Source organism: Bacillus sp. UNCCL81 (genome assembly GCF_900112535.1).
Classification (GTDB): Bacteria; Bacillota; Bacilli; order Bacillales; family Bacillaceae_G; genus Gottfriedia; species Gottfriedia luciferensis_B.
Genome location: NZ_FOMF01000002.1, coordinates 711849 through 737381 on the forward strand (window position 1 = coordinate 711849; position 25533 = coordinate 737381).

Below are 25533 nucleotides of genomic sequence, written 5' to 3' on the forward strand. Positions count from 1 at the left end.
AATACTTATTTTATGTTTTTTATAATAATTTCAGGTATGGCTATATTTTTACGCGGTTTTATATTTTCAATAATAATTTCAGCTATATCGTCAGGATTCATCATTTTTGAAGTTTTATCTTCATCAAAAATACCGGCCCAAAAGTCTGTATTCATTCCACCCATATATGCTGCAAATACTGAAATTGGTGTTCCGGTTAATTCGACCACCAAACTTTCGGTAAAGCCTTTAACTCCGAACTTACTTGCACAATAAACTGATTCGGTTGCTTTTCCAATTAGACCTGCAGTAGAAACAATATTGACGATTGTTCCATTATCTTGTTTTTTCATTTGTTTTAAAACTTCTTGTGAACAGAAAATAGTTCCCTTTAAGTTAATGTCAATCATCTTATGTACTGCTTCCTCAGTTAATTCTTCTGCAAGATCAAAAATTCCAACACCTGCATTATTAAATAATAAATCAACTTTTCCATATGTTTGAATGATTGTATCGAAAACTCTTTTTACATCTTCATGTTCTGAAACATCTACAGTATGTATTGAATAATTGTTAGGTAATTGTTTACCAATTTCTCTAAGTTTATTTTCAGTTCTTCCTAACAAACAAATGTGAGCTCCATTTTCAGAATACTTTTTAGCTAATGACGCGCCTAATCCACTTCCTGCGCCTGTTATGATAACAACTTGATTTCCCAATCTAAGACCAACTTTCTTTATAAAATATTTATCCGAATAATTTCATTATAGCTATTAAACCAAAACATGATACAATTGTAAAAGTGTTTGTTTAGGAGGTCGATAAATTGAATACTACTAAAACGGATAAAATATCACGCTTTTTTAAACTACTACTTCCGATTTTAATCACTCAAGTGACATTATTTTCGATGTCATTTTTTGATACAATCATGTCTGGAAATAGTAGTCCAGGGGATTTAGCAGGGGTTGCGATTGGTGTTAGTATTTGGACTCCAATTAGTACAGGGTTAACTGGCATTTTAGTCGCAATTACAACAATGGTTGCCAATTTAAATGGTGCAAAACAGGATGGAAAAATAACGCCTCTTGTTACGCAGGCACTTTATTTGGCTGGGATTATTGCAGTTGTCATTATTATTATTGGTATATTTTCAATTCATCCAATCTTAAATCATATGAATCTTGATCCGAAAGTTCATCGTGTTGCTCTTCATTTCTTATTCGCATTATCATTTGGAATTTTACCTTTATTCCTATATACAGTCATTCGTCAGTTTATTGATGGTTTAGGTAAAACAAGAACTACTATGATCATTACGGTTATTTCAGTACCAGTTAACGTAATTTTGAACTATTTCCTTATCTTTGGTAAAGCTGGTCTTCCACGTTTAGGTGGAGTAGGTTCTGGTGTAGCATCTGCAATAACGTATTGGATTATTTTTGGAATTGCTTTCTATATTATTAAAACTAAAAAGCCATTTAGCGGCTTTAATCTTTTTAAAAAACTTCCTCCAATTTCATTTACAACTTGGAAAAGTATTTTAAAATTAGGAGTTCCAATTGGACTTAGTATCTTTTTTGAAGTAAGTGTGTTCTCGGTCGTAACATTATTATTAAGTGAATTTGATACTGAAACGATTGCTGCACATACAGTGGCAATGAATTTTGCAAGTCTACTCTATATGGTTCCATTAAGTATTTCGATGGCTTTAACAATTGCTGTCGGTTATGAAGTTGGGGCGAAAGAGTTTCAAAATGCTAAAGAATATAGCAAAATTGGTTTAGTAATGGCAGTTTCAATTGCTTCATTTTTTGGGATCATCATCTATTTATTCCGATATGATGTAGCTGGATGGTATACAAATGACCCATCTGTCCAAATTTTGGCTGGCGGATTCTTAATCTTTGCAGTCATGTTCCAACTATTTGATGCAATTGCAGCACCAATCCAAGGTGCATTAAGAGGTTATAAAGATGTGAATGCCACGTTAATTATGATGATTTTAGCTTATTGGGTAATCGCATTACCAGTTGGGTATGCACTTTCTAATACTCATCTTGGTGCAAAAGGATATTGGGTTGGTTTAATCGTCGGTTTAGGAGTGTCTGCACTAACATTATCTTTCCGATTAGTACAATTACAAATAAAAAAAATAAAGTTATCTGAAGCATAATGATAAGGATGGGAAGCACGATTGCTAAACCCATCCTTTTTCTATTTTAATCATCTTGTATTGTTATATTTGGATGTTCATCATCAAATTTGTCTAGTAATTCGCTAGGGATATGTTTTGGGATTACATCGGGTGGAAGTTCTCCATCCATACCTAAATAGTAATGTCGAATTGGCTTCAGTTCGTCATTTAATTCATAAACTAAAGGAATACTTGTTGGAATATTTAAAGAAGCAATTCCGTCAGCTGAGACTTGATCTAAATATTGTACGATCCCCCTCAACGTATTACCATGTGCAGAAATAATAACCTTTTTGCCAGTTTTCAAAGCTGGTGCAATTTCTTCGTCCCAATATTTTAAAACTCTTTTTTCTGTATCTTCCAGATTTTCGGTAAGCGGGAATTCATCTTTTAACAAGTTTTTATAACGAGGTTCATTTATTTCATATCTTGGATCATCTGGTTCTAGAGCAGGTGGTCTAACATTCATAGATCTTCGCCAAATATTAACCTGTTCTTCACCATATTTTTTAGCTGTTTCGGATTTATTCAGTCCTTGAAGTGAACCGTAATGTCGTTCATTTAATCTCCAAGTTTTATGTACTGGAATCCACATCATATCAATCTCATTTAATATAATCCATAACGTACGAATTGCTCTTTTTAGTACCGATGTATAGGCAACATCAAATGTAAATCCGTTTTTTCTTAAAATAATACCTGCTTCTCTTGCCTCAGAAAGTCCGCTCTTCGTTAAATCAACATCTGTCCAACCTGTGAACCGATTTTCAACATTCCATAAACTTTGCCCGTGTCTGATTAATACAAGTTTAATCATATTGCTCTCCTTTAAAATCAATTAAATATGATATAGTTTGCTGAAATGTTCATAATTTGATTCAAAATTGATTGGATGAGCAAAATCTTATGTAATTAAAATTCTCAACTAAAAACTGACATACTCGTCTAGTTAACATTTCTTTCTATAAAAATTCAATGCACTTTCCACTATTTGTTTATACGATTTATTTTTATTGAGCTAAGTTCGATTGGGATATAGATCTTATTTTTAAGCACAATATTCCCCATTGAGTCATATAGATTTTCAATTAGTAAAACGAATAAATTATTCGTTGAACGTAATTCATGGTTTGAAGAAGGAAGGACTGATTCTGTAAATTTTATTTCGATTGTTGATGAGTGTATTAACTTATAAATATCTTCTTCAAGTATTTTTAGTACACCCAGATGGTCGCCTAGATTCATTTGATATAAGGAAGCAGTCTCACTTGGGAACATAGTATAAGCATGTGCGACAATTTTACTTTTAGCTTTGTACCATCTATTAAACCTGATTAACACTGCAGAATCTTGATTAAAAATTTTTTTAACATATTCATAATCATCCGAAAAACTAACTTCTAAATAAGCATCTACATCATCAATTGTTTCTGTGCAGCATTGATAAACTGTATTATCTATTTTTTCTAATCCGGCACTTCTTAAATTCACATTTTGTTTTATAAAGTTACCTTGTCCATGGATTGTTTCAATATAACCGTCCTCTTTTAGTAAACCCAATCCTTGTCTTAGCGTCATTCTGCTTACATTCATCATCTTAGAAAGTTCTGGTTCAGAAGGAAGCTTACTTCCAATCGGATAGACTCCCTCATTAATTAATTTAAATAATTTTTCATAAACCCCTACGTATAGTGGCAATTTTTTTTTATTTTCAACGGACATAACAACACTCCTTATCATTATTATATCGGGTTATGGATTATTCGCAAACTTGTCTGTTAAAAGTGCGAACGGCAAACCTGATCATTTTTTCTTTTAAATAAACTTCCTAGAATTTTTTTAATATAAATTTTGGGTCTGTTTAAGTTGCTATTGATTTATCTATTTTGTTGAAATATAATTTAGTTGAAGTAAAATAGACAACTACTTATACAACTATACTTCGTAGTATTAATTTAACATTATTTTGATTATGTTGTTTTGTTTTATTTTGTAAACGGAAACATATTAGGAAAGAATGATAATGTTAAGAAGTATGAACATGTGAAATGAGTAAGAATATAAGTTGTATAGATTAGTTAAATAAATTATTAGAAAAGAAATGGAGAGAAAAAACTATGACAACGCCACATAATACAGCCAAATCAGGAGAAATTGCAAAAACAGTTTTAATGCCAGGGGATCCATTACGTGCAAAATATATTGCAGAAAATTATCTAGAAAACCCAGTGCAATTTAATACAGTACGTAATATGTTTGGCTATACAGGAACTTATAAAGGAAAACAAATATCAGTAATGGGATCTGGTATGGGGATGCCAAGTATTGGAATTTATTCATACGAATTATATAAATTTTATGATGTTGAAAATATTATCCGAGTTGGTAGTGCAGGAGCTTATACAGATGAACTTAATATTCACGATATTGTGCTTGTAGATAGTGCTTGGAGTCAATCTACATTTGCAAAGACTCAAGCAGGCGTAGAAAGTGACATTCAGTATCCTTGCGAATCATTAACAAGCAATATTGAAGAAACTGCAAAACAGATTAATACTCCGATTGTTAAAGGAAGAATACATTCTAGTGATGTATTTTATTATGAAAGTTCAGTTCCAAATTTTGTTGATTTTTATAAAGAACATAATTGTATTTGTACAGAAATGGAAAGCTATGCACTATTCCATAATGCGAAAGTATTAGGAAAGAATGCAGCTTGTTTACTTACTATTTCAGATTCTTTAGTTACACATGAAGAGATAAGCGCTGAAGCTAGACAAACTTCATTCGATAAAATGATGAAACTTGCATTAGAAGCTTGTTTATAAAATTAAATTGATTTTAAAATAGCGCCTGCCTTTTCACAAATTATTGAATATAAATGTAGAACCAAAAAAGTCGATTTCCGTTGGTGGGAAAATCGACTTTTTTTGGTTCTACAGTAACTTAAGCATGTAAGTATTGAATAATACTTAGATTAAATCTGTACCCTATTTCACTATAAGTAAGTACTAATCCTTCATTATTTAATTGCTTTACTCACTTTTAATTTTTTTCCTTTGACCGTCGCGTTCTCCATGGCTTGTAAAACTAGTGACCCTTTTCCATTCAGAATATCAACATAGGACATCTGATCATGAATAGTTATTATACCAATATCATCTACTGACACTCCAGGGATTTTTGCGATTGTTCCAACAAAATCAACTGCACGAATTTTTTTCTTTTTTCCGCCACTGAAATGAAGTTTCATAATATCTTGGTTAATTCGGGCTGTTTTATTATTTCTTACAATTCGCCTGCTGTTAAGTTTTTCTTCAAATATAGCTTTTCCACCAACCACCTCTTGTTGACTAGGTGCTTCTATTTTAGGTATTTCAAAGCCGATATAATTCTCAATTGCTTTAACAAACTTTCCTTCAAAACGTGTTGAAAACGTAATTGCTTTACCTTTATTTCCGGCACGGCCTGTTCTTCCAGTACGGTGCACATAGCTCTCTTTTTCCATAGGAACGTCATAGTTAATGACTAACGTTACATTATCAATATCAATACCTCTTGCAGCTACATCGGTTGCTACTAGATAGCGGAAGTTCCCTATTTTAAATCCTTCCATTACAGCAAAACGGTCTTCTTGTTCCAGTCCCCCATGGAGTCTTTCACATGAATAATTAGCTTTTTCCAGTTCACTATACACAGTATCTACATTTTCTTTCGTTCGGCAAAAAATTAGGCAGCTATCTGGGTTTTCTACAACAGTAATGTCTTTAAGGAGTTGAATCTTTTCTTCCTCTTTCACTTCTATTAAAAAGTGTTCAATTGTATCGGCTGTTACACCCGTTGATTCAATCTCAATATGAATCGGATCTTTCATATATTCATGACAGAGATTTTCAACATCTTTAGGTAAGGTTGCAGAAAAAACCATCGTTACCCGATTTAAAGGAAGCTGATTAATGATCGCTTCTACCTCATCGATAAAACCTCTATTAAGCATCTCATCAGCTTCATCGATGATAAGATATTTTATTTGATCTAGATCGAGTGTCTCTCGTTGAATATGGTCCATAACCCTTCCAGGTGTACCAACTACAACATGTGTTTTTTGTTCCAATTCTACCTTTTGTTTCGTAAACGGTTCTTTTCCATATACGGCCACCGCTTTTATGCGTTTAAATCTTCCAATATTCGTAATATCTTCACGGACTTGAGCCGCAAGCTCTCTAGTTGGAGTTAAAATTAAAACCTGTGGTTTTTTTTCCTCCCATTCGATCATTTCGCAAACAGGAATACTATAAGAAGCCGTTTTGCCACTTCCTGTTTGAGATTTTACGACTAAATCTTGATTTTCCATTGCCAATGGTATAACTTCTCTTTGAACTTCAGTTGGAGTTTCGTATTTTAATACAGCAAGTGCTCTTTTAATTTCATCACTTAGATGATAGTCCGCATAACTTCTTTTAGTCATTTCTTAACCTCGTTTTTGTTTTTTTCGATATATGTATAGAATTCTCCCTAAGAAAAATCATATTCATTAATTGAATATGATTCATTATACTTGAAAAATGGAAGATAAAAAGGTTTTTATTTTCATTTTTAAAAGTAATTGATTTTATAGGCAGGAAATTTAATGATTAAAGATACAAAAATAAAAAAAGAGTCACAAAAGTAACTCTTTTCGTTAAACTAATTTGTGTCAGTCTTAAGGGTTACCCCACATTCTACCGGATTTATTCGTTATACAGAAAGCATCTTTCATCTATTGAACTGACTGTGTTGAAACCTACCATGTAACTCCAAATTTATCGGTTACTTGTCCGTATAAAGGACTCCAAAAAGTTTTTATATTTAAAAGAGGGTTATCTAATTTCTCTAATCCAAGTAAACGCATAAAACACTAGATTTTTCAGAAAATTCATTTTATAATATTGAAAATGTCTTTATTTTAGCCTCTCTTATAATACTTAGCTATTAATTTAATTTATCAAATGGTTGTAAAAGGAGACGCATTAACTGACTCTTTTTAATGAACATTCATTTATTAAATCTACCCATTAAAATCGTATTATAATATTTCCCATCAGAAAGTACCTTATCGTTTTTTAAAACACCTTCAACTTCAAAACCTAACTTTTTATAAAGTTTAATTGCATTTTCATTCGTTTCTAAAACACTCAAATTCATTTTATGGAGATCATTTGCATCCGCCCAAGAAATTGATCGTTTTAAAAGATTTTTACCGATTCTGTATCCCCAAAATTCTTTTAAGACGCAAACTCCAAACTCTACTTTATGAGAAAGTCTTTTTAATTCATTACCTTCACATCTAGAAAAACCTATTATTTTATCTTCAACTTCTGCTACTAAAAATAAATTATTAATCGTTTCTATATCTGAGATAATTAATTGTTCAAAGCCTTTTGGATCAATAAATGCTTCCCCGGCTTCTCTGTCTAAATTTTCTGTTTCCCCGTCAATTTGTACTCTCAAACTAGATAATTGTTTAGCGTCAGTAAGTACTGCATGTCTAATAATAAATTGTAGTCCATTTATCGTAAATTTCTGAGGTTGGATTTTCATCATAAGCTCCTTACACTTGTATTCTTTTTTATAGGAAGATAGATTATTTGTGTTATTAGATTGGATAAGCCTGATTATTGAAAATAGATTGATTCATTCTAAAAGAGATCATCCAAATGTTAATAGTTAAAGTTTTTAGTCGAAACTATATTAATATGAAAGAGGTGTATCAATAGTGGAATTTAGAAGTAGTGGAAGGCTTTCCAATTTTTTAGTTGCAATATTGTTTACGATTTGTTTAATCACTTTTATCTTTTATGTACAAAGGCATGGTTTTCCTATTACGATTAAGTCATATATGATCATGACTATGGTATTCTTAATCTTTCTAGCTTATATTGGCTATACTCGTAGTATGATTATTAGAATAAACAATCACGGTGTTACATACGAACATTGGGGTTTTACGCGAACGATACCCGCTCATCATATTACACGTGTTAATTTACAATATCGCTATAAAGAAACACCATCACATAGTGCTTATTTAGTAATTAATCATCCCGAAGAATCTATTTTCATACCTTCTATGATGTTTCAAGGTCAAATCGAACGAATAACGAAAGAAATCAGAGATATAATGATCTACTAATTAAATCTATTTTAAAGAACTGAAGTTTAGCTTCAGTTCTTTGTTAAGAAAATGATGTTTTTGGTATTTTATCGCTTTATTGCATCTACAATGATTGATGGAAACAGCACTTTTTCCCCGTGATTTCTAGGATCATATTTTTTTGAACGGAAAATAACCCCGTCCTTGCCATCCCACTCTTTAAAATGAAAATTTCCTTCTTCATCACAATATTCTAGCAGTTTAACTTCAAAACCCGCTGTTTCAAACATAGTAACTAGTGTTTTATAGTTATAGACAATTTTATGGCTTGCAGCAGGATGATCTATTGGTCCTGGTCCGCCAACTTTAACAATACTTTGATAAGTTTCGTCTTGAAAAAATCCATCTGGTACTGCACAACGAATATAACCCGTTGGTTTTAAATAATCATAACAAATTTTAGCAGCTGCTAAACCTTCATCATATGTAAGGTGTTCCCAAACATGTTCAGCTAAAATAGCTGTAATTGAATTTTTCTCAAATTTATTTTCCCACGTGGACTTAACTAATAGATTAAGTTCTTCTTCCTGAGTTTGAATCCATGTTGGATTATTGTTATATTCACCTGCTCCAATTACAACTTTTAATTCATCTTGTTTAATCACTGGTAGATTCACCTCACACTCAATTTTGATCGATTAGTAGTGTTCTACAAAAGTTACATGAATTCCTTCTTTAAAACGTAGAAAAATGTCAAATTTTAGAAATCAAGATTATTTGAGATATTCTTTTTTAATTAACACTTCATAAATAATTTAGATTCTTCTACTTTATCTTGGGTATAATAATTCCAGTAAATGGAGGCGATATCGAATGACAATTGATCGAATTTGTACGATTGGACCAGCTAGTTTTGATAAAAAAATACTGTCTGAATTGATTCAACACGGCATGACGATCGCAAGACTAAATTTTTCACACGGTACACATGAGAGTCATCACAATGTGATTGAACTAATAAAAGCTATCAGGAAAGAGACAGGAAAAGAAATCAAGATTTTAGGAGACCTCCAAGGTCCAAAAATACGATTAGGTAAAATTGAAGGCGAAAAAATAAATCTTGAACCTAATCAAACTTTTACACTCGTAATTGATGAAATTACAGGTGATCGTAATCAAGCAAGTGTAGATTATAAAGGGTTAATAAATGATGTGAAACAAGGAGATCGTATATTAATTAATGATGGTGCTGTGGAGTTAATTGTTGAAAAAATAGAACAAAATAAGATTGTCACTTCAGTAAAAACAGGTGGCGAAATTTCTTCACATAAAGGGGTAAATTTACCAGGAGTCGTTACAAGTTTACCTGCTATAACTGAAAAAGACCGAAAAGACATCGAATTCATTTTGCAAGAAGGTTTAGATTATATTGCATGCTCATTTATTCGGCGGTCATCGCATTTACAAGAAATCAGAAGTTTTATGAATTCAAAAAGTGATAAAACACCTCAATTAATCGCAAAAATTGAAACGATTGAAGCAATAAAAAATTTCCAAGAAATTAATAAAGAAACAGATGCAATTATGATTGCTCGTGGTGATTTAGGTGTTGAACTACCCTATCAATGGATTCCTCTCTTACAAAGAGCCATGATTCATGAGTGTAATTCAAATGGGACATATGTGATCACAGCAACTCAAATGCTACAATCAATGATAGATAACTCACTTCCAACAAGAGCTGAAGTAACAGATGTATTTCAAGCAGTGATGGATGGTACAAATGCCGTCATGTTATCTGCTGAAAGTGCTGCTGGCCATCATCCAATCGAAAGCATTGAAACATTAAAAATTATATCTCAATTTGCTGAGACCGTAAAAACAAAATCTCCGTTTGATTTTAATGATATGCTTGAATTAATTAACTCAACAATTAAATAAAATTGATTTTCAAGACAAAAACGCCCTTTAGGGGCGTTTTTAATTTATTACTTTTCTTTTTTATAAAATCGTTCACCTGTATCCGGATTATAGTAAACTCTTGTTTTCTCCCCTGTTACAGGATCGATATTAACTTCGCTAGTTCGTTGAAATCCTTCTGGTATTTGGTTTCCATGATTTCGATTAAATCGTTTATCGTAAATAAAATAACCTAGCAATAAACAAATAATGAGAAATAAGATTTGGATACCATAAAAACCGAAAATAAATGTTTCCACTATATTTTCTCGACTACTACAGCGGTTCCATATGCTACAATTTCACTCATATTGTACTTCATGTAGACATTCCCCCTAAAAGTATTACTATTACAATAATAAACAAGCTACTCATAAAAAAGTGTCCGTCATTTTGTCCGTTAGATAGTAAAATAACTATTATCTCAAAAAAATCTGGAATGAACTAATTTGATGTACATAATCATAACTTTAATGATCAAACAAAAAATAGCATATTAGTTTTATTAGCTTATTTCAGAATTATCAGATCACCTTGAATTTGATTATAACAATTTTTTTTTTAGAGGTCTATGCACTCAATGTTTAGGAATAAAAAATAATTGAATTTGTTTTATGCTTCAATACGAAATATTACTTTTGCTTTATTTGCTTATTATAAGGATCGGCTCAATAATTTACTGCTTGAGGTCAACTACAAGGGTGTTTGTTATACTTTATATACTCGTTAATATTTATCTATTGACCTTCACATACGGTAAATGAAATTGTATTTTATTTTAACAAATATAAAAAGTGACCTTTTCCATCTTTAACACATTACAGATAAAATCTTCCGTCTTTAGAATTTGCCATAAATCTTTGTTGTATCATTAATGGAGGTGGTATGTTACCTCGGGTATGAATCAGTAATGGCAGTTCTAACTTTATTCCCTATTAACTAAATCTAGTTATCAACTCTCTCTTTTGGATAGAAGGAAAACTCTTCCATTATCCCTAATTCATCTTCGCTAAATATAGTTTGCTTAATAGTAAATAAACTTAATATTGAATGCACAAAGTAAGTAGACACTATATAAAGATGGAGATTTGTAGAATTAATAGTTGCAATATCTTAGTAATCATATTGCCCCCCTGGGGTTCATTGTCATATTATATGTAAGTTGTACAGCAGAATAAAATTGGATTTTAAACTTCTGGAGCATAATATGTGACCGTTAGAAGGAATTATCACCAGGGTGAATATTTACAATTTCATCTGTTGTTTTTTTTTTTTTGAAAATTGAATCAAATAGATATTTTATCTCCCCGTTATTAATCTTTAAACCATCATATACCATAGTCTCACCTCTTAAAGCATTTTATGAAAAACATCAATTTATCTTGATTACTATAATGTTTTTTAAGTAATTCATATAGAATCCCGTTTTCTGTATTCATCATATAACCATTCAATAAGCATTTAATTACTTTGACTACTAAAATCCGAACAATAGTCCGATTTTAATTTAGTATATGTTTCTTCTTGAACAAAGTCATTTGGCATCCATGCGCGCTTTCTTGCTCCTTTTTTAATAAGGCTCACGAGTTCTGACGAATTTGTGATATTCTCCATTGCAACAAATATATCCATATCTGCTATCGATTCAAAAATGGCTCTTCTTTCATTTTCAACCAAAAACCACATTTTTTTATAAACTTTACTTAATTTAAGTACCCTAATAAAGTTTTCTCCTCTTTGTCGAGGAACTTTTTCATATTGAATTTTCCTCTTTGAACAAGCCCTAATTTCTTTTTTATTTTAATTAAATTTGAAAATTAAAATATCTTCCATATTATCATAGAAAGGATGTAAGATAGGTAAAGCCCAATCATCTCCTTTAACTTGTTTGCTGTTACAAATCGTACAAGAAATAACCAAATTACTCCAATAAATGCTAAGAAAAGGAAAATTCAATATCTAATAATATATCAAGCTGTTAATTAACTTTCAAAAATGCTATTTTTTATAATTAAATATCAATTATTGGAAATTTTTGCAATGTTTTCTTACTATTCTCACATTCTACGATTATAATAAGGTCATAATATAAAACAATAATTTTTTTATTATATTATAAATGAGTAGGAATAAAACACAATTGAAATATTGAGAGGATTGAGTTGTTTTGAGATTTTATGTTAAAGATAATTTCCGAACACCAGTAGATGCGGAACTGCCTTGTGTAGTTCTAGTAACCGATAAGTGGAACGATAATTTTAGGTTTGAAACCTTATTTCACTTTAACTATCATGATGAAAGTGGTAAGCATATAAATATTGGTAGAGTGAAAATTTATAAAAAAGATGTGCTGATAACCAAACATGTAATTAAAAAGAATTTCATAAAACTCGGGCACGAATACTGTTCTCTTGGACAGGATTTAGAGTTTTACGAAAACATAAACAAACTAGGCAGTGCACTTTCCAAAGAATTATTATTAGCTATTAATGATGTAGCAATCAATGAGGAAATCAGAGAAAAATTTAAATATGATGATGGATATGTTAACTCACTTTTAAGGTTTAGTGAAGCCGAAAAGGCACTAAATGAAGCGCTTCAATTCTTCGGAGAAAATAAAGAGGATAATCAATTCTTATTTAATTTTACTACGAAACTTGATTACGCTACTTCAAAGCATTCCATAGATTTTGATTTCACCGAAGATGAATTTTTGCCTTACCGAATAAATGTATTAATTGGTAAAAATGGAACAGGTAAAACCCAAATCCTTTCTAGATTAGCTAATTCACTTAGTGGATATAAACAAGATCAAGGTACATTTTCACCCTCACGACCTTTATTCAGTAAAGTAATAACAATTTCATATAGCGCTTTTGACAAATTTGAAAAACCACACCAAGATACTAAAATGATGAAAATGAATCGTCAAAGTGAAAAAAAACATAATAGTAATTGGAAAGAAAATAAGAGTGTTTTCAGTTACGTATATTGTGGTATACAAGGAAAAAAAGGTGTTTATACCATAGAAGAATTAAAAAATAATTTGATGAATTCATATTATAGAATTGTTGAAAAGAATAGACGAGAACAATGGAGAAAAATACTAGATCAAATAATTGAAGATGAACACTTGAGCGTTCTAGATGAGATAGAGTGTGGAAATTTTGATGTAAACATTAGCTCAGGACAAAATATTATCATATCAACAATAACTGATGTAATTTCAAATATAGAAGAAGAATCTTTATTATTATTTGATGAACCAGAACTTCATTTACATCCAAATGCAATGTCAAATTTGATTAGAATGTTTTATGTATTGTTAGAAGAATTTAAATCTTACGCGATAATCTCAACCCACTCACCTTTAATTACTCAAGAAACACCATCTAAGTATGTACATGTTATTAAAAGAATTGGTGATACCCCCTTTGTAAATAAATTAGACTTAGAGTGCTTTGGTGAAAATTTGAGTAATATAACTAATCGGACCTTTGGTGTAAGCAACACTGAAAGTAACTACAAAGATTGGTTTAAAAGAATGACTGAAGTAATGTCATATGATGATGTACTAAATAAATTTAATCAAAATCTCAGTTTCAATGCAATGACATATCTTAACATGGTATATAAAAGAAAGGATTCTTCAAAAGAAAATGATTAAGTTAACTCCACCAAATGCAGATGCTTTGACACTATTCGATAAGATTGTTGAAAATAAAAATTTGGATAGGCGAGAAAGACTAAATAATATCAGGAATATAATAGTAGAAAGATACGATACATATAATGATAACTTGCATACTTTGGAGAATATTACAGTAGCAACTTCTTTCACAACTACTGATGAAGAAGACCTACGTAGCTGTTATGGTGAAAATGTTGAATTTAAGAAGCAAGTAGCTATAATTCAAAACATGCAATCTATAGCTATGCAAGCGGTATGTCCATACTGTGGTATAGGTGAGCCGGAAACTCTTGACCATTATTTGCCAAAAGGTTTATTTCCTGAATATTCAGTTTTTCCTTCTAATTTAGTTCCATGTTGTGATCCATGTAATAGAAAAAAAGGAGAAAAATGGCTAGAAAATGGTGTTCGAAGAATTATAAGTTTTTATAATGAAAATATCCCTACATACAAATATCTACATGTAAATCTTATTTTTGAAAGGAGTGTATCAATTCCAACTATAAATTATAGCTTGATATTTGACGAAGAAAGCAATTTAACTAAAACTATTTGTATGCATTATAGAGATTTAAATTTATTTGAACGTTATGAAAAACAGATAAATGACAAAGTTTCAGGACTTTATGATGAGATTCTTGAGGGAGCTACTACTCTATCAATAGATGAACAAAAGGCAAATCTGACTAGAAGAATTAATTCATTGATAAAAAGATTTGGCATAAATTACTGGGAAGCTCAGTTATATGAAGCGGCAATAGAATCAAATTTTTTTGAGAAATGTTATGATCAAGTTGTCGTATTATAGAACTACAACTAATTTCTAATTGTAATATAATGATACTAATAAGCAGATAGTAATATTAATAATATACGATTCTATCTGCTTATTTTATATGATACTTTTTTTCTTAACTTAACTCTTCACATGTTTTATGTTGGAAAGTAATATAATATTTAGTCCAAAATCAAATCTATATACCTTAGCTGAACCTGAAATAATCATCCCACACTAATATAAATGAACAAGGAAAATAAAAGGACCGTTTTAGGTCCAATTATCAACTTTCTTTAGAAAAAAAACTCTCTATAAACAGTGATTTTCACTTTACCAATCACCGGGCTTTATTTGTTTTACTTCCTTATTGACATCATCAATAAAACTATTTATATCATTAAGTATCTTATCTTCAAGTCTTTTTAATTTTTTATTTACTTTGTCTACGTCCTTATTTACTTGCCTAATTTTTCCATCTATTTCTTTGGCTACTTTTTTTATTTTTGAATCAATCTTTTTGATTTCTGTTTTTCTGCTCTCCGATGACTTCAATAGTCGCAATTCTTCGATACAATGCCTATAAGAACGATCATGCTTTATTAAATTAATGTGGCATTTTCTATGTTGCTCCATAAAATCTAAAGAGTCTTTTATATAAAATAAATCTCCGGTTACTTCGATTAGCTGTTCTTTTTTCCACTGAACAAGATATTTATCAATGTCTTCCCTTTTCTCTTCCATTTTCTTATTAAACTCTTCGATAAGATCAGAATATTTATTGTAAATCATCATTTTCCATTCATTTTCAAATTTAGTTTTGTAATCTTCCTTTTCAGATTCGTGTCCTGTCAATGGATCTATTAACTTAGGTACATAAGTAACATTCCATAATGCTAAAAACGCATAAGGATTTTTTGTCCTTTCAAATACATGTGACACTTGATAATTTAATAATTTATCTTGGCTTTGATCCTTAAATCGCTTTGCGATTCTTCTCTTTGGTTTATCATTATTGGTTCCATCCTTTTTAACTGTAATACCAAAAACTTCACGATAAAACTTCTCAAATTTATGAGTATTCTTGGAATCTCTTCCATATCCTCTTATATAAGCTGTCTGTTTTACAGTATTAATTTCAGAAATTAACTGATCCCAATCCTGTTTTACTAAGTAGTAATCAATTAAGATTGTATGTGTCAACCCAAACTCTGTGAGATCATCAATAGTAATTGATTTTTCATCTTTATACAATTTTGTTATTTCCAAGGAATGTTCCGATTCTATAAATCCTTTTTTCACCATTTCATCTATAAAATTTTCAATTGAAAATGTTTGCTTATGCTTAATATGTTCGATAAATTGGATGTAAGAATCCCTATTGTCCATATAATTTTCCCTTTTTTTAGTATAATATATTTTTTGTAAGTTAGGATTTCCTTATTATAGAGTATTTTAAGTAATTTCGTTAATCATTTTAGAATATCCTTCAGGAATTAAAAACTATACCATTGTATCTAGAAAAACAAACGTTTTAACCTTTGATCCGAAACCAACGTAATTCTCATCATCAATAGCAGCTACTAATCTTCGATACTCCTCAACTGTAAATAATAGTGAGAAAATTATTATTGCAAAACTTCTAAGTGATTGTGTAATACTTGGGCCAAGTCTTCATTTAACTGGTTTATGTTTAAATCATTATAATAGTAATAACAAATATGCTCTCTTAGATCACTATATTCTTTTATATGATGTTCAAATGAACTTTTAAATTTTTCTTGATAAATAATATCTTCCTCAGAATAGATAAAAAAAACTAGATGACTCTTTGGGTTTTTAGATATATAGTTCTTAAAGTTAGATAGAGTTATTCTTATATAATTAGAAAATGAAAAATCTTTTTTAAGTAATATAATCTTAAAACATATATGTAGATTAATTGATTCATCAATACATAAAAATTTAAATGGTTTGTTCTTTTCCATTTGGTGACTTTTGAAATTTGTTTCATTAGTATACTTTTGTATGAAATAATAGAAAAGTTGCTCTATAATTGTTGTACCAACTTTATTAAGTGCTTGGTTTGAATTGAGCAGCATAAAAGTCATGTCGCTCTCATTCAAGTCCTCCCCATGCGAAATCTTGCTTTTTAATGAATTTACACGTATAGCTAGTTCCTCTATTTTTCGAAGTTCTAAGATTCCGTTCTTTTTTAATTCACTAATCATTATCCAAAAACTAACATTTCGACGATTTACATGAAGTATTCCACTTTGAATTAATTCATGGTAAATTTTTCTTGTCATTTTTTCTACCTTTACAAAATTATCCATGAAAATCCATTTAACATCATCTTGCTTAATTCCTTCATCAACTATTACCTCAAAATCATCTTTCCATTTGTAAAAAAATTTAGTTTCCTCTTCTATCTCCTTACTTTCTTTTTCTAGAAGCCCTTTTCCGACCAGATTATCTAGAAGTTTTAATGATAAATTATTTAATATTGTTAGGTACCAACTAGAATGCAATTCTTTAGAATACTGCTCTAAATCATAAATATCATTTATGGTAAATGAAACATATCTATTTAGTTTTATTTTTTGGATCCATATATGTAGCTGGGTTATTAGAAAGTCTTTAATCCCATTAGCAAATTTTTCCCCTTTAATATTCTCTTCTTCTATCTCTTTAATCACTCCTAGAAGTAGGGTATCTGTCTTAAACCCGTTGGCACGCTTCTCATCTATGTCTATAAAACTAGTTTTTTCTTCCCATGATAGATTTTGACGAATGAGATTTATAAAACGCCTTGCTAATCTATTGGATTGTAGTATGTTAGAGTTTACATAATCCTGTAATAGCGTATTAGCGTAGTCACTTTCTTCTACCAATAGAGTTTTAAATAGCGTCTCAAACTTCTCAACGGACAATAAAGGAATATGAATTGTTTTGGAAAAAATACTAGAGATAACTGCATCGTCAACAGTATGAGATGCTTGATATTTGTAGTATAACTTTTGACCCGATATTAATATAAAGCTAGCTATACCTGATAACATTAAAGGCTTTAATTCGCTGATTAATGAGTTTAATTTTTCTTCTTCATCAATCTTATCTAGTTCATCAATAATAAATACCAATTTTAGTCCCGACTTTTTTAACCTCTTAAGTATCTTCCTTAGCTGAAACTCTGCTATCTCGTTATCATATAGAGAACTTCGACTTAATTCATCTAATTCTGTCCTTTTTTTACTATATTCCAAGGTAAGCTTAAAGGTTTCAAATCCAGCCCAAAGTGAAGTTCCCAAAAGAACAGCCCAGTCCAAGTAAGTATTATTTAATCCAAGCATTTTCTCAAAAATATTAACCCCCTTTCCAATTCCTGCAAAAATTAGAAGTCCAACAGATATGACAGTTTTCTTAATATTATGAGTAATTTTATAACTAATATTTTTATCTATTTGAAGACTATCTTTTCGATTTTCCGTAATCTGATAAAATGTTCTTTCATAAATTAATTCTAATTCCCTTATTAAACTTGAATTATCCTCTTCAAGTTTTTCCTTATACTTCTTAGGTAAATTCTTCTTTCCATTATTGCTAATAAGTATTTTATCATCAATAGCTAAATATACTTCCCTTATTATCTTCCTAAGAATCATTGAGAACTCTTCATACTTTCCAAAGTTTAGGGAGATAAACAACATATCACTTTCTTTTTCTAAACTTTTTTCTTTAATCTTGTTAATAAATGATGTCTTGCCTGCTCCTCTATATCCAGAAATTAAGAAGCTCGCTGAGTTTCCATTGACGATTTCTAGTACAACTTGTTCAAATAATTTTTTATCCTGTGTTATAAATAAATCATTCTGTCCCCCCGTTTCATAAGGTGAATCGCTTATAAGATAGTGTTTTAGATATACTTTCAAGATTTTTAGCTCCTCGAAAAAATTTTCTTTCAAAAAAAGAAACGCACCTTACTCCCTTCATATCGTTGTTAAATCACAATTTGTTATACCTTTTGGTAGATTAATTTATAGACACAAATTAATTACCTAGTATTAAATCACTTACCCATAAAATTTTATTAGATTATTAGTATTTTTCCACTTATCGTAAAAAACTAAAGCCTAAATATATGTCAAAAGATTCAAAGCTTCATACCAAATTTCCCGTAGAATTGTTTCATCATCATGCTTTCACATCTATAATAAAAAATCTCTAAAAACTACTATCCTTTGTTAACCAAAAGTGGATACTAGAATTTTAAAGAAAAACCACGTAATTTTTATATCTTTTATAGTCAAATCTAATTGAAACGGAAATTTTATACACCTATTAAGTTCCTTACTTTGGAGCAAAATATCACCTGTTTTATATATTGCAAGAATTCCATCGCCTCTATTTAATAATTCTAATCATAACGCTTTAAGAATGTCACCACGGAGCCCAAGGAATTGATTAGCCGTTTAGGTAACCTTGATTAACTCCTTTAGTCTATCAATTCTATCCTGACCGCAAGTTTCTAGAAAACCAAGTTGTTGAGCCAAATCCAGCCTGAATTTGAGAAAGGCTTCATCATTTAATCTATTGATATCATGAATATACCCAACTATAATTTGTTTTACCTCAAGTTCGTTGTTAAAGTAGTCTTTGTTCTTTTCGTATAAATCTTGAATATATTTATCCGGATATGCAATTCTTTTTTTTACTAGCTCCTCAACATGATTTTGATGATAATTATACAATGCTTCTATCTTAAAAATATCCAGATGACGATATATGGCATCCTGACCTTTTGATACTACCGTAGAGACCTCATAGGTACTTAAATTCGCTTCGAATTTAAAATAATCACTAATATTATCGTCATAAGGACTGATATTGTCAAAAGTAAAATTCCGATCACCTTTCAGCGATTGGTTGCATGGTTTGCATACAGGAACCAAATTATAGATTGACATTGAGAAGTAAGGATATTCATTCTTCGGCAAAAAATGATCAATATCCGCCCGCATCTTTCCATTATCCGATAGAATTGGAGTAATGTACTGTCGATTACAATAGGGACAGACTCTTATGCTGCTTTCCAATATAAAATGATAATCGTTCCACTCTTTCTGAAAAATATCTAACTGTTTAAAATTATCCATAGTGATATTTAGTTTAGTTAGTTCTCTAAAATTCTTTTCACACTCAGAAGCATAAAGTTCACCTTTACCAAGTTTAGAGAATATTTCTTTAGTATGGTTTGGATAATTGGTTACTAAAATGTTTACGATTTCATCTTGAATTTTGTGTGAATAACGTGAATTTTGATCTAGTTTTAAATTTCTAATAGCCAATTTTTTTATGTAGTAAAAAAAATCTTTTACCTTAAACTTTTCATAACAGAATATTTTATTCAAATGGTTAGAGTAATTATTTCCTTTTTGATTCTTTACATCAATTCGTATTAAATGATAAACAAGGTGAAAGTTTTCCTTTATAAATTCATTTAGTTCCTTTAAATCTGTTTTTTTTCCCGTTGCAAAGATCTTGTACCGATTTTCAACATACCTTAGGAACAAAATATGTTGTCTTACTAGTTTTTTTCGGATTTTCGTTTCCTCCCATTTGGGTTCCACTTTCTTTTTCAATGCCCTTATTTCAGAAAGTGAAGGGTGGTACGATGAATTTTGGTATTCATTCTTTATTTCTACTAGTATATTATTTTCAAAATACTGCTCATGCATTAAGATAGCTTTATCGGATAGATTTATTTTTCTCATTGTTCCTGTTCCTTTGAATTAATCTTAATTATGTAATCAATCAAACGATTTCGGTCTTCGGTCGACATTTCACTATACAGGCTCATTGCACTCTTTAGCTTTTCAGTTTGATATGACTCTCGAAGCCTCTGGAGTTTGGTTTCGAATGCCTTTCTAATCACATTTTCACCTATTATTCCAGTTATATATTCATAATATTTGAGACGGGAAATCTGATTGTTTTCTAAATCATTGTAAATTGTGGCTTGCACCCAATTGTTTATCCCGTAACCGACATCTTGAATTATCATATTTGAGAACTCACCAACAGTTTGATCCATAAAGAAGGCATCTTTAAATAAAGTGTAGACATTCTGCCCAAATGTTTCAGAATGGTCATTTAAGGAGTCATTTATACCACCTTTTAAATATATAACATTACTCTTCGGAACATCCGAAAGTAACATCGGAGAATGAGTGGTTAGTATGACTTGCACCTCGCAAGATTTGAACATAACCTTTAGTATGTGCAATAAGCGGTTTATGTATTGAATTTGCCATTTTGGATGAAAAGATAGATCAGCTTCATCAATTAAAAGCATGACATTTTTACATTGAATTTCTGCAGTGGAATAGTTTAAAACCTTATCGCTTGTCGCCATATTCCCCGTGTCCAGTTTTAACACTGAATGTAGTCTAGAATAAAGACTTAATAAATTATTTTCCCCTGTACTCAATCCCCATGAAAAGTTTAGGAAGTAAAAAGGATCACAAGTTTTATTATAAAGCTCGAAAAAGGAACGAAATCGTTCTTTGTTCGTATCGTTTAGTTTTATTCGAATAGTAGAGCCCGATTCTTTGTCAACCTCTACATCTAGCAACTCATACTCATCTTCCAACCACTTCAAAAAGGATATATATGGGGTAATATCATATTTATTGATGATTCCTGCTTTCTCTAATTTTTTCTGAACTCTTTCTAAAAATTTTCTGCTAAACGATATAATACTATCTTGGTTATCATATTGTTGATAGGCATCAAAGAGACATTTCAATTCTTTATACCTATCGTCTAATGTACCCTCAGGCTCTGCAATATATTTAATGGCATTAATAACCAAATGATCAGCAACTAGGAATGACCATTTTGACTCTACACTGAAAATCTGATACTCACTACTAATATAATGAAATTTTTTAATTGATTGTTGAACCATAGAGAGTAATTTCTCAATATTTTTATCCCACATTGCCATTAAATCGCTACTTTTAAGCTTTTCAAGGCTATCTTCCTTTAAGTTTCTATAACTATTCCCATGTTTATTAAGGCTATCCCTATAGAGTACATTCTTTAGTGATTCTTTAAGAATAGTTCGATTATTACCATTATCAACAGTCTTAACTGTTAAAAGATTTAACATTTCAAAGAACGGTATGGTCTCAAATTCTCCCAGTTTATAGTGATATAAGAAATCAATTTGTCTAAGTATTTCCTTATTAAAATAATGATAAATTTGATTTTCATTTATACTTATTTTTTTCTTTTGGAGAGCATTTGTATAATCATTTCTCAATAGCCCTCCAACGGATGCATCATGTACCATAGACGATTTTGCCTGTGAATAATCATGAATATCTAAAACGTTATTTACATAAACAAATTTTGTTTGATTTATCCAATCCTCAAAAGAGCCTTTCTTCATGAGAGTCACTTTCTTTTCGAAGCACACTATTTTCTCAATTTGTATCATATGACTGTATACTTTTAAGTTATTTTGCTCTTGGTCATAGAACCCCACAATAAAAGGAGTAGATGAATCCTCTAAAGTTGTGAGGTTATTCAAAATCATCCTCAGGAGTGTAGTTTTTCCTGCACCATTATCACCTACGATTACGCTCAAGTTCGATATATTCGGGCCAAAAAAATGATTTGGCATTCTTTCCCCTATTCCATTCTTAATGTGTAAATAGTAAGTCATAGGATCATACACAAATTGATAATCGTTCCGAAAATGAAAATCTGATTCTTTAAAGCCTCCATAGCTCTTAACCCATAAATATATTAACTCCATGATTCTATTCCCCCAAATTTACTAGTCTAGTGAAATCATTACAAGTTTAGAGGAAATAACCGTCCATCCCCAAAAGGACACCATGAGCTCCATTGGCAATTATTTATTAATTATTTAGAAATCTTCAAAACAACCTGCACAGCACAGGATCTCATTTTTCTCATCCTCTATAAACTATTATTATGTAAATATTTCCAATCAAAATTATTATACTACTATTCTGCTGTATCTGGATGATATTTAGATAAGAATGCATTTTGTTATCTGTTTTAATATAATTATTAAACATATCTGTATTACATGGTCCTTTATATAATATTTAATAAAATAGAGAAGATGTACATGTTAGGCCAATAGTTTTAATCGTTAATCAGCTTACTTATCATAGATTTCAAGAGCTTTTAATTTTAAATAAATTTACGATTGATTAAAATATCCATAAATTTCATAGATTGCTTATCAATATCAAAATTCTCATAATTTGATAAGTCAATAAACACGTGTCAATACTTTATGTATAAATTCTGGTTCGGTAGAAGTAGGCAAAAATGTCTACCTAAAGGGGATAATATCAAATTACAAGGTTTTTTTTATTATATTTTCTCGACTAAAAATGCCGTTCCATAAGCGACAATTCAGCCGAAGCCCTACTTCGTGCATTCGTTGATCCATTAATTGAGGAAACCTTTGTACAACTTTTTAATAATAATCCGGAATTGGAACAAGCTATTGATTTGGCAATCTCGAGAATAAAATCTAAAATGCCATTTTTTAAAAAGCCTGGATACCAAAAATCCTTAACTGAGGATGAAGTTCTTAATATTTGTAATAACCATTTTCTGGATGTTGTCTTTATTTGTTATTGATTCATATAATTTTCCTTGTGAAATCATATTAAATATTTTTTCTTGTAATTTATTTTCTAACAAATTTACTCCCTCCAATTGCGTCCCTCTTTAGTAAATCAAATATATATTAACAAGGTGTATATTCACGTGAATCTATTTACATTTTTCTACATAAGCCTTTTGTACCTTATTTAGTAATAATACTTTTTAAATCATTTTTAAACTTGTTAAATTCATCCCAACCTAACAAGTTGATGAATTCAAAAGAATAATTTGTCGACTTATCATTAAAGTTAGGAAATTTGTCTTTAATTAATTTTTCTTTAAAAAATTTGTAAGAATCATGCGAGCGAATTAAGCCCTGTTCGAAATGAATTGAATGATTTCGGAAATGCTGAATACAATCGAGAAGAAACGCTTTATTAGAACCATCTTCTAAAATTACCCTACCCTTTGTAATTCGTTTTCTAAAAATATCACCATGGACAATAGAAAGTGCTTGCTTAGCCATTTGGAGCAATGCACCACTTAAAATATTATAGGAATCACTATGTGCGGTCATGATATTTTCTAATTCCGCAATCTTACTTCTTAGATTACTTTCCTCAAAGATTACTGCAATACCTGTATTTCCAGTACGTACACCATATAATTGGGTTAGTTCATTAAAATCTCTTTGCTCTTCGATCGTCAGTACTCCATTCTGTATTCGCTTCATTCTCAAATCAATCATTTTTTTTATACCTAAATATCGCGTTCTCACTGAAATATACTCTTTTCTTGTGTCCCATATTAAATTAATTAAATTGTCGCATGCATATCTTATACTAACTAAATAATTTTCCATTTGCATTAAACATACTCCCCCTAAGATCTAAACCTACATCTAGATTATTATGTTAATAAAGCTAGGCTATCCAACCATATTGGTCTCCATAGTATTAAATGATCGAACCGTTGCTTTACTAAACTGATACCCAATTAATTCCTGTAATTCCTGTCTAATTGATTAATGGAAAGAACCTGATAAAACATCTATCCTACTTTCAACATCCTTTTTGCTAATACGGATCGGTAAATTTCCAATTTAAGCAAAATCCTTTGTTTTTTGCACTGCCAAAAAAAAATAAAATATTCATAGACCATAATTAAAACTTGTAAATTTACTTTTTGGGCATTGCCTCCATTTTCATTGTATTTATTCTTAATAAAGAACACTCTAATATTATATTTGGTATTTTCTAACAAACCTACAACTTTTTTTAATAAAAATCTCATTTTTAAGAAAATTTTAATATAGTTAGAAGTAAAAACCTAATCTGTTCTGTTTTAACTTTTTTAGTCATCTTCACGGAAACACACAAACAAAAAGCGACATAGATTTGAGTTCTAGGTCGAAGTACTTTTAAAGCACAATGTAAATATGTATTCGTCCATCCGCATTCAAATGTGTATTGCATTGAATACCGTGATGGGACGACAAAAGGTCTGAACTACAGGCTATGCGAAAAAAAGTTTAACCCACTGTATTCCTTTATAAAATCTCCAATCCTTATATTTGTTCGATAATATGAACTCTTTTTCAAATGAAAAAGTATTCTTATTTAATTCAAAAAAATGACTAGCTAACTTTGCATTTTCGACTGCGACAAAGGTGCCTTCAAAATAACTTGAAGTTCTCCATTCTAATATATCTAATTCATTTGCTTTATTTTCAACTTCATTTTTAAATAGAGAATCTCCAAGAAACAATGAGATGTTGAACACCCGGTTTAATCGTATCGAATCCTCACCATCTCATTTGTCAAAGGAATTCTTCACTGTTCCAGAATGTTGTTTGAGTTATGAAGCCCCTGTCAAATCAAGTGATTCATCTTTTTAATAAACGGTTTTTGATGGAAGTGTATTCATAAAAAGGTTCAAACTTCGCTTATCTGTCGGTTCAGGCAATTTCTCATACGCATGAGTTTGTTGAGCAAGATTATAATTTATCTCTCTCCATATAGTAATCGCATAAAGTATTTCTTTTAGGTTCGGATAATGCTCTAAATATCCACCGTAACGGGATTTTAGTCTCCTTTCCCACAATTCCCCTTCATATTATCAAGTATCAAAAAATAAATATT

Annotated in this window: 21 protein-coding genes; 6 read left to right on the forward strand and 15 right to left on the reverse strand. The window is 30.3% G+C overall.

Translation table 11 applies throughout. The features are described from left to right. Positions 1-5: 5 nt before the first annotated feature. Positions 6-698, reverse strand: a complete 693-nt coding sequence (locus BM319_RS03555) for an SDR family oxidoreductase (RefSeq protein WP_069032607.1) — start codon at positions 696-698, stop codon at positions 6-8. Positions 699-805: 107 nt separating this feature from the next. On the opposite strand from BM319_RS03555, the gene BM319_RS03560 reads away from it, so the two are divergent. Then, a complete protein-coding gene (locus tag BM319_RS03560) occupies positions 806-2155 on the forward strand; it encodes an MATE family efflux transporter (RefSeq protein ID WP_069032606.1) in 1350 nt (449 codons plus the stop codon). 46 nt (positions 2156-2201) lie between these two features. Here the strand turns inward: BM319_RS03560 and gpmA are convergent, their stop codons facing one another. Next, positions 2202-2993, reverse strand: coding sequence for a 2,3-diphosphoglycerate-dependent phosphoglycerate mutase (gpmA, locus tag BM319_RS03565; protein WP_091021321.1), 792 nt, complete (start codon positions 2991-2993; stop codon positions 2202-2204). A gap of 170 nt (positions 2994-3163) precedes the next feature. Beyond that, the gene (locus BM319_RS03570; RefSeq protein ID WP_069032605.1) at positions 3164-3898 is read right to left on the reverse strand and encodes a GntR family transcriptional regulator; all 735 of its coding nucleotides are present in this window, start codon (positions 3896-3898) and stop codon (positions 3164-3166) included. Positions 3899-4293: 395 nt separating this feature from the next. Between BM319_RS03570 and deoD the strand changes: the two genes are divergently transcribed. Then, a complete protein-coding gene (gene deoD / locus BM319_RS03575; protein ID WP_069032604.1) occupies positions 4294-5004 on the forward strand; it encodes a purine-nucleoside phosphorylase in 711 nt (236 codons plus the stop codon). 194 nt (positions 5005-5198) lie between these two features. On the opposite strand, the gene BM319_RS03580 is transcribed toward deoD, so the two are convergent. Further along, a complete protein-coding gene (locus tag BM319_RS03580) occupies positions 5199-6644 on the reverse strand; it encodes a DEAD/DEAH box helicase (protein ID WP_069032603.1) in 1446 nt (481 codons plus the stop codon). Positions 6645-7210: 566 nt separating this feature from the next. Continuing rightward, positions 7211-7756, reverse strand: coding sequence for a GNAT family N-acetyltransferase (locus BM319_RS03585; RefSeq protein ID WP_091021322.1), 546 nt, complete (start codon positions 7754-7756; stop codon positions 7211-7213). Between the two features lie 175 nt (positions 7757-7931). Here BM319_RS03585 and BM319_RS03590 point away from each other — a divergent pair, with 175 nt between their 5' ends. Beyond that, entirely contained in the window at positions 7932-8348 is a 417-nt protein-coding gene (locus tag BM319_RS03590; RefSeq protein WP_091021323.1) for a hypothetical protein, read from the forward strand. Between the two features lie 68 nt (positions 8349-8416). Here BM319_RS03590 and BM319_RS03595 read toward each other — a convergent pair whose 3' ends face one another. Further along, positions 8417-8974 carry a class I SAM-dependent methyltransferase gene (locus BM319_RS03595; RefSeq protein ID WP_502686128.1) on the reverse strand — a complete coding sequence of 186 codons (558 nt, stop codon included), beginning with the start codon at positions 8972-8974 and terminating at the stop codon, positions 8417-8419. 208 nt (positions 8975-9182) lie between these two features. On the opposite strand from BM319_RS03595, the gene BM319_RS03600 reads away from it, so the two are divergent. Next, positions 9183-10250: a pyruvate kinase gene (locus BM319_RS03600; RefSeq protein ID WP_069032599.1), complete on the forward strand. Its 1068-nt coding sequence runs from the start codon at positions 9183-9185 to the stop codon at positions 10248-10250. A gap of 47 nt (positions 10251-10297) precedes the next feature. Here BM319_RS03600 and BM319_RS03605 read toward each other — a convergent pair whose 3' ends face one another. Both BM319_RS03605 and BM319_RS03610 read right to left on the reverse strand, forming a co-directional pair. After that, positions 10298-10528, reverse strand: coding sequence for a hypothetical protein (locus tag BM319_RS03605; protein WP_175403448.1), 231 nt, complete (start codon positions 10526-10528; stop codon positions 10298-10300). A 1201-nt stretch (positions 10529-11729) separates the two neighbouring features. Beyond that, positions 11730-11954: a hypothetical protein gene (locus BM319_RS03610; protein WP_139226478.1), complete on the reverse strand. Its 225-nt coding sequence runs from the start codon at positions 11952-11954 to the stop codon at positions 11730-11732. A 481-nt stretch (positions 11955-12435) separates the two neighbouring features. On the opposite strand from BM319_RS03610, the gene BM319_RS03615 reads away from it, so the two are divergent. Further along, positions 12436-13935: an AAA family ATPase gene (locus BM319_RS03615; protein ID WP_091021326.1), complete on the forward strand. Its 1500-nt coding sequence runs from the start codon at positions 12436-12438 to the stop codon at positions 13933-13935. Continuing rightward, positions 13928-14767, forward strand: a complete 840-nt coding sequence (locus BM319_RS03620) for an HNH endonuclease (RefSeq protein WP_091021327.1) — start codon at positions 13928-13930, stop codon at positions 14765-14767. The genes BM319_RS03615 and BM319_RS03620 overlap by 8 nt, the downstream gene beginning before the upstream one ends. Before the next feature lie 300 nt (positions 14768-15067). On the opposite strand, the gene BM319_RS03625 is transcribed toward BM319_RS03620, so the two are convergent. The 7 genes from BM319_RS03625 to BM319_RS03655 all read right to left on the reverse strand — a co-directional run bounded on the left by BM319_RS03625 (position 15068) and on the right by BM319_RS03655 (position 25495). Beyond that, positions 15068-16123, reverse strand: a complete 1056-nt coding sequence (locus BM319_RS03625) for a PM1201 family protein (protein WP_091021328.1) — start codon at positions 16121-16123, stop codon at positions 15068-15070. 239 nt (positions 16124-16362) lie between these two features. Continuing rightward, positions 16363-18666, reverse strand: a complete 2304-nt coding sequence (locus tag BM319_RS03630; RefSeq protein WP_175495544.1) for a P-loop NTPase fold protein — start codon at positions 18664-18666, stop codon at positions 16363-16365. 540 nt (positions 18667-19206) lie between these two features. Then, positions 19207-20508, reverse strand: a complete 1302-nt coding sequence (locus BM319_RS03635) for an HNH endonuclease family protein (RefSeq protein WP_091021330.1) — start codon at positions 20506-20508, stop codon at positions 19207-19209. Then, entirely contained in the window at positions 20505-22559 is a 2055-nt protein-coding gene (locus BM319_RS03640) for an AAA family ATPase (RefSeq protein ID WP_091021331.1), read from the reverse strand. Before BM319_RS03640 ends, BM319_RS03635 begins: the two co-directional genes overlap by 4 nt. A gap of 1035 nt (positions 22560-23594) precedes the next feature. Then, positions 23595-24260 (reverse strand): hypothetical protein, encoded by a 666-nt coding sequence (locus BM319_RS03645; RefSeq protein WP_091021332.1) that lies wholly within the window; start codon positions 24258-24260, stop codon positions 23595-23597. A gap of 647 nt (positions 24261-24907) precedes the next feature. Beyond that, complete coding sequence (locus BM319_RS03650; RefSeq protein WP_091021333.1) at positions 24908-25159, reverse strand: hypothetical protein; 252 nt, start codon at positions 25157-25159, stop codon at positions 24908-24910. Between the two features lie 126 nt (positions 25160-25285). Then, positions 25286-25495, reverse strand: a complete 210-nt coding sequence (locus BM319_RS03655; RefSeq protein WP_091021334.1) for a hypothetical protein — start codon at positions 25493-25495, stop codon at positions 25286-25288. Positions 25496-25533 lie beyond the last annotated feature (38 nt).

What these genes read in the sequence shown, in the direction of transcription:
- gpmA (WP_091021321.1), bottom strand. Translation starts at nt 2,993, where the DNA reads ATGATTAAACTTGTATTAATCAGACACGGGCAAAGTTTATGGAATGTT.
- BM319_RS03570 (WP_069032605.1), bottom strand. Translation starts at nt 3,898, where the DNA reads ATGTCCGTTGAAAATAAAAAAAAATTGCCACTATACGTAGGGGTTTAT.
- deoD (WP_069032604.1), top strand. Translation starts at nt 4,294, where the DNA reads ATGACAACGCCACATAATACAGCCAAATCAGGAGAAATTGCAAAAACA.
- BM319_RS03580 (WP_069032603.1), bottom strand. Translation starts at nt 6,644, where the DNA reads ATGACTAAAAGAAGTTATGCGGACTATCATCTAAGTGATGAAATTAAA.
- BM319_RS03585 (WP_091021322.1), bottom strand. Translation starts at nt 7,756, where the DNA reads ATGAAAATCCAACCTCAGAAATTTACGATAAATGGACTACAATTTATT.
- BM319_RS03600 (WP_069032599.1), top strand. Translation starts at nt 9,183, where the DNA reads ATGACAATTGATCGAATTTGTACGATTGGACCAGCTAGTTTTGATAAA.
- BM319_RS03610 (WP_139226478.1), bottom strand. Translation starts at nt 11,954, where the DNA reads ATGTGGTTTTTGGTTGAAAATGAAAGAAGAGCCATTTTTGAATCGATA.
- BM319_RS03620 (WP_091021327.1), top strand. Translation starts at nt 13,928, where the DNA reads ATGATTAAGTTAACTCCACCAAATGCAGATGCTTTGACACTATTCGAT.
- BM319_RS03625 (WP_091021328.1), bottom strand. Translation starts at nt 16,123, where the DNA reads ATGGACAATAGGGATTCTTACATCCAATTTATCGAACATATTAAGCAT.
- BM319_RS03635 (WP_091021330.1), bottom strand. Translation starts at nt 20,508, where the DNA reads ATGAGAAAAATAAATCTATCCGATAAAGCTATCTTAATGCATGAGCAG.
- BM319_RS03640 (WP_091021331.1), bottom strand. Translation starts at nt 22,559, where the DNA reads ATGGAGTTAATATATTTATGGGTTAAGAGCTATGGAGGCTTTAAAGAA.
- BM319_RS03645 (WP_091021332.1), bottom strand. Translation starts at nt 24,260, where the DNA reads ATGCAAATGGAAAATTATTTAGTTAGTATAAGATATGCATGCGACAAT.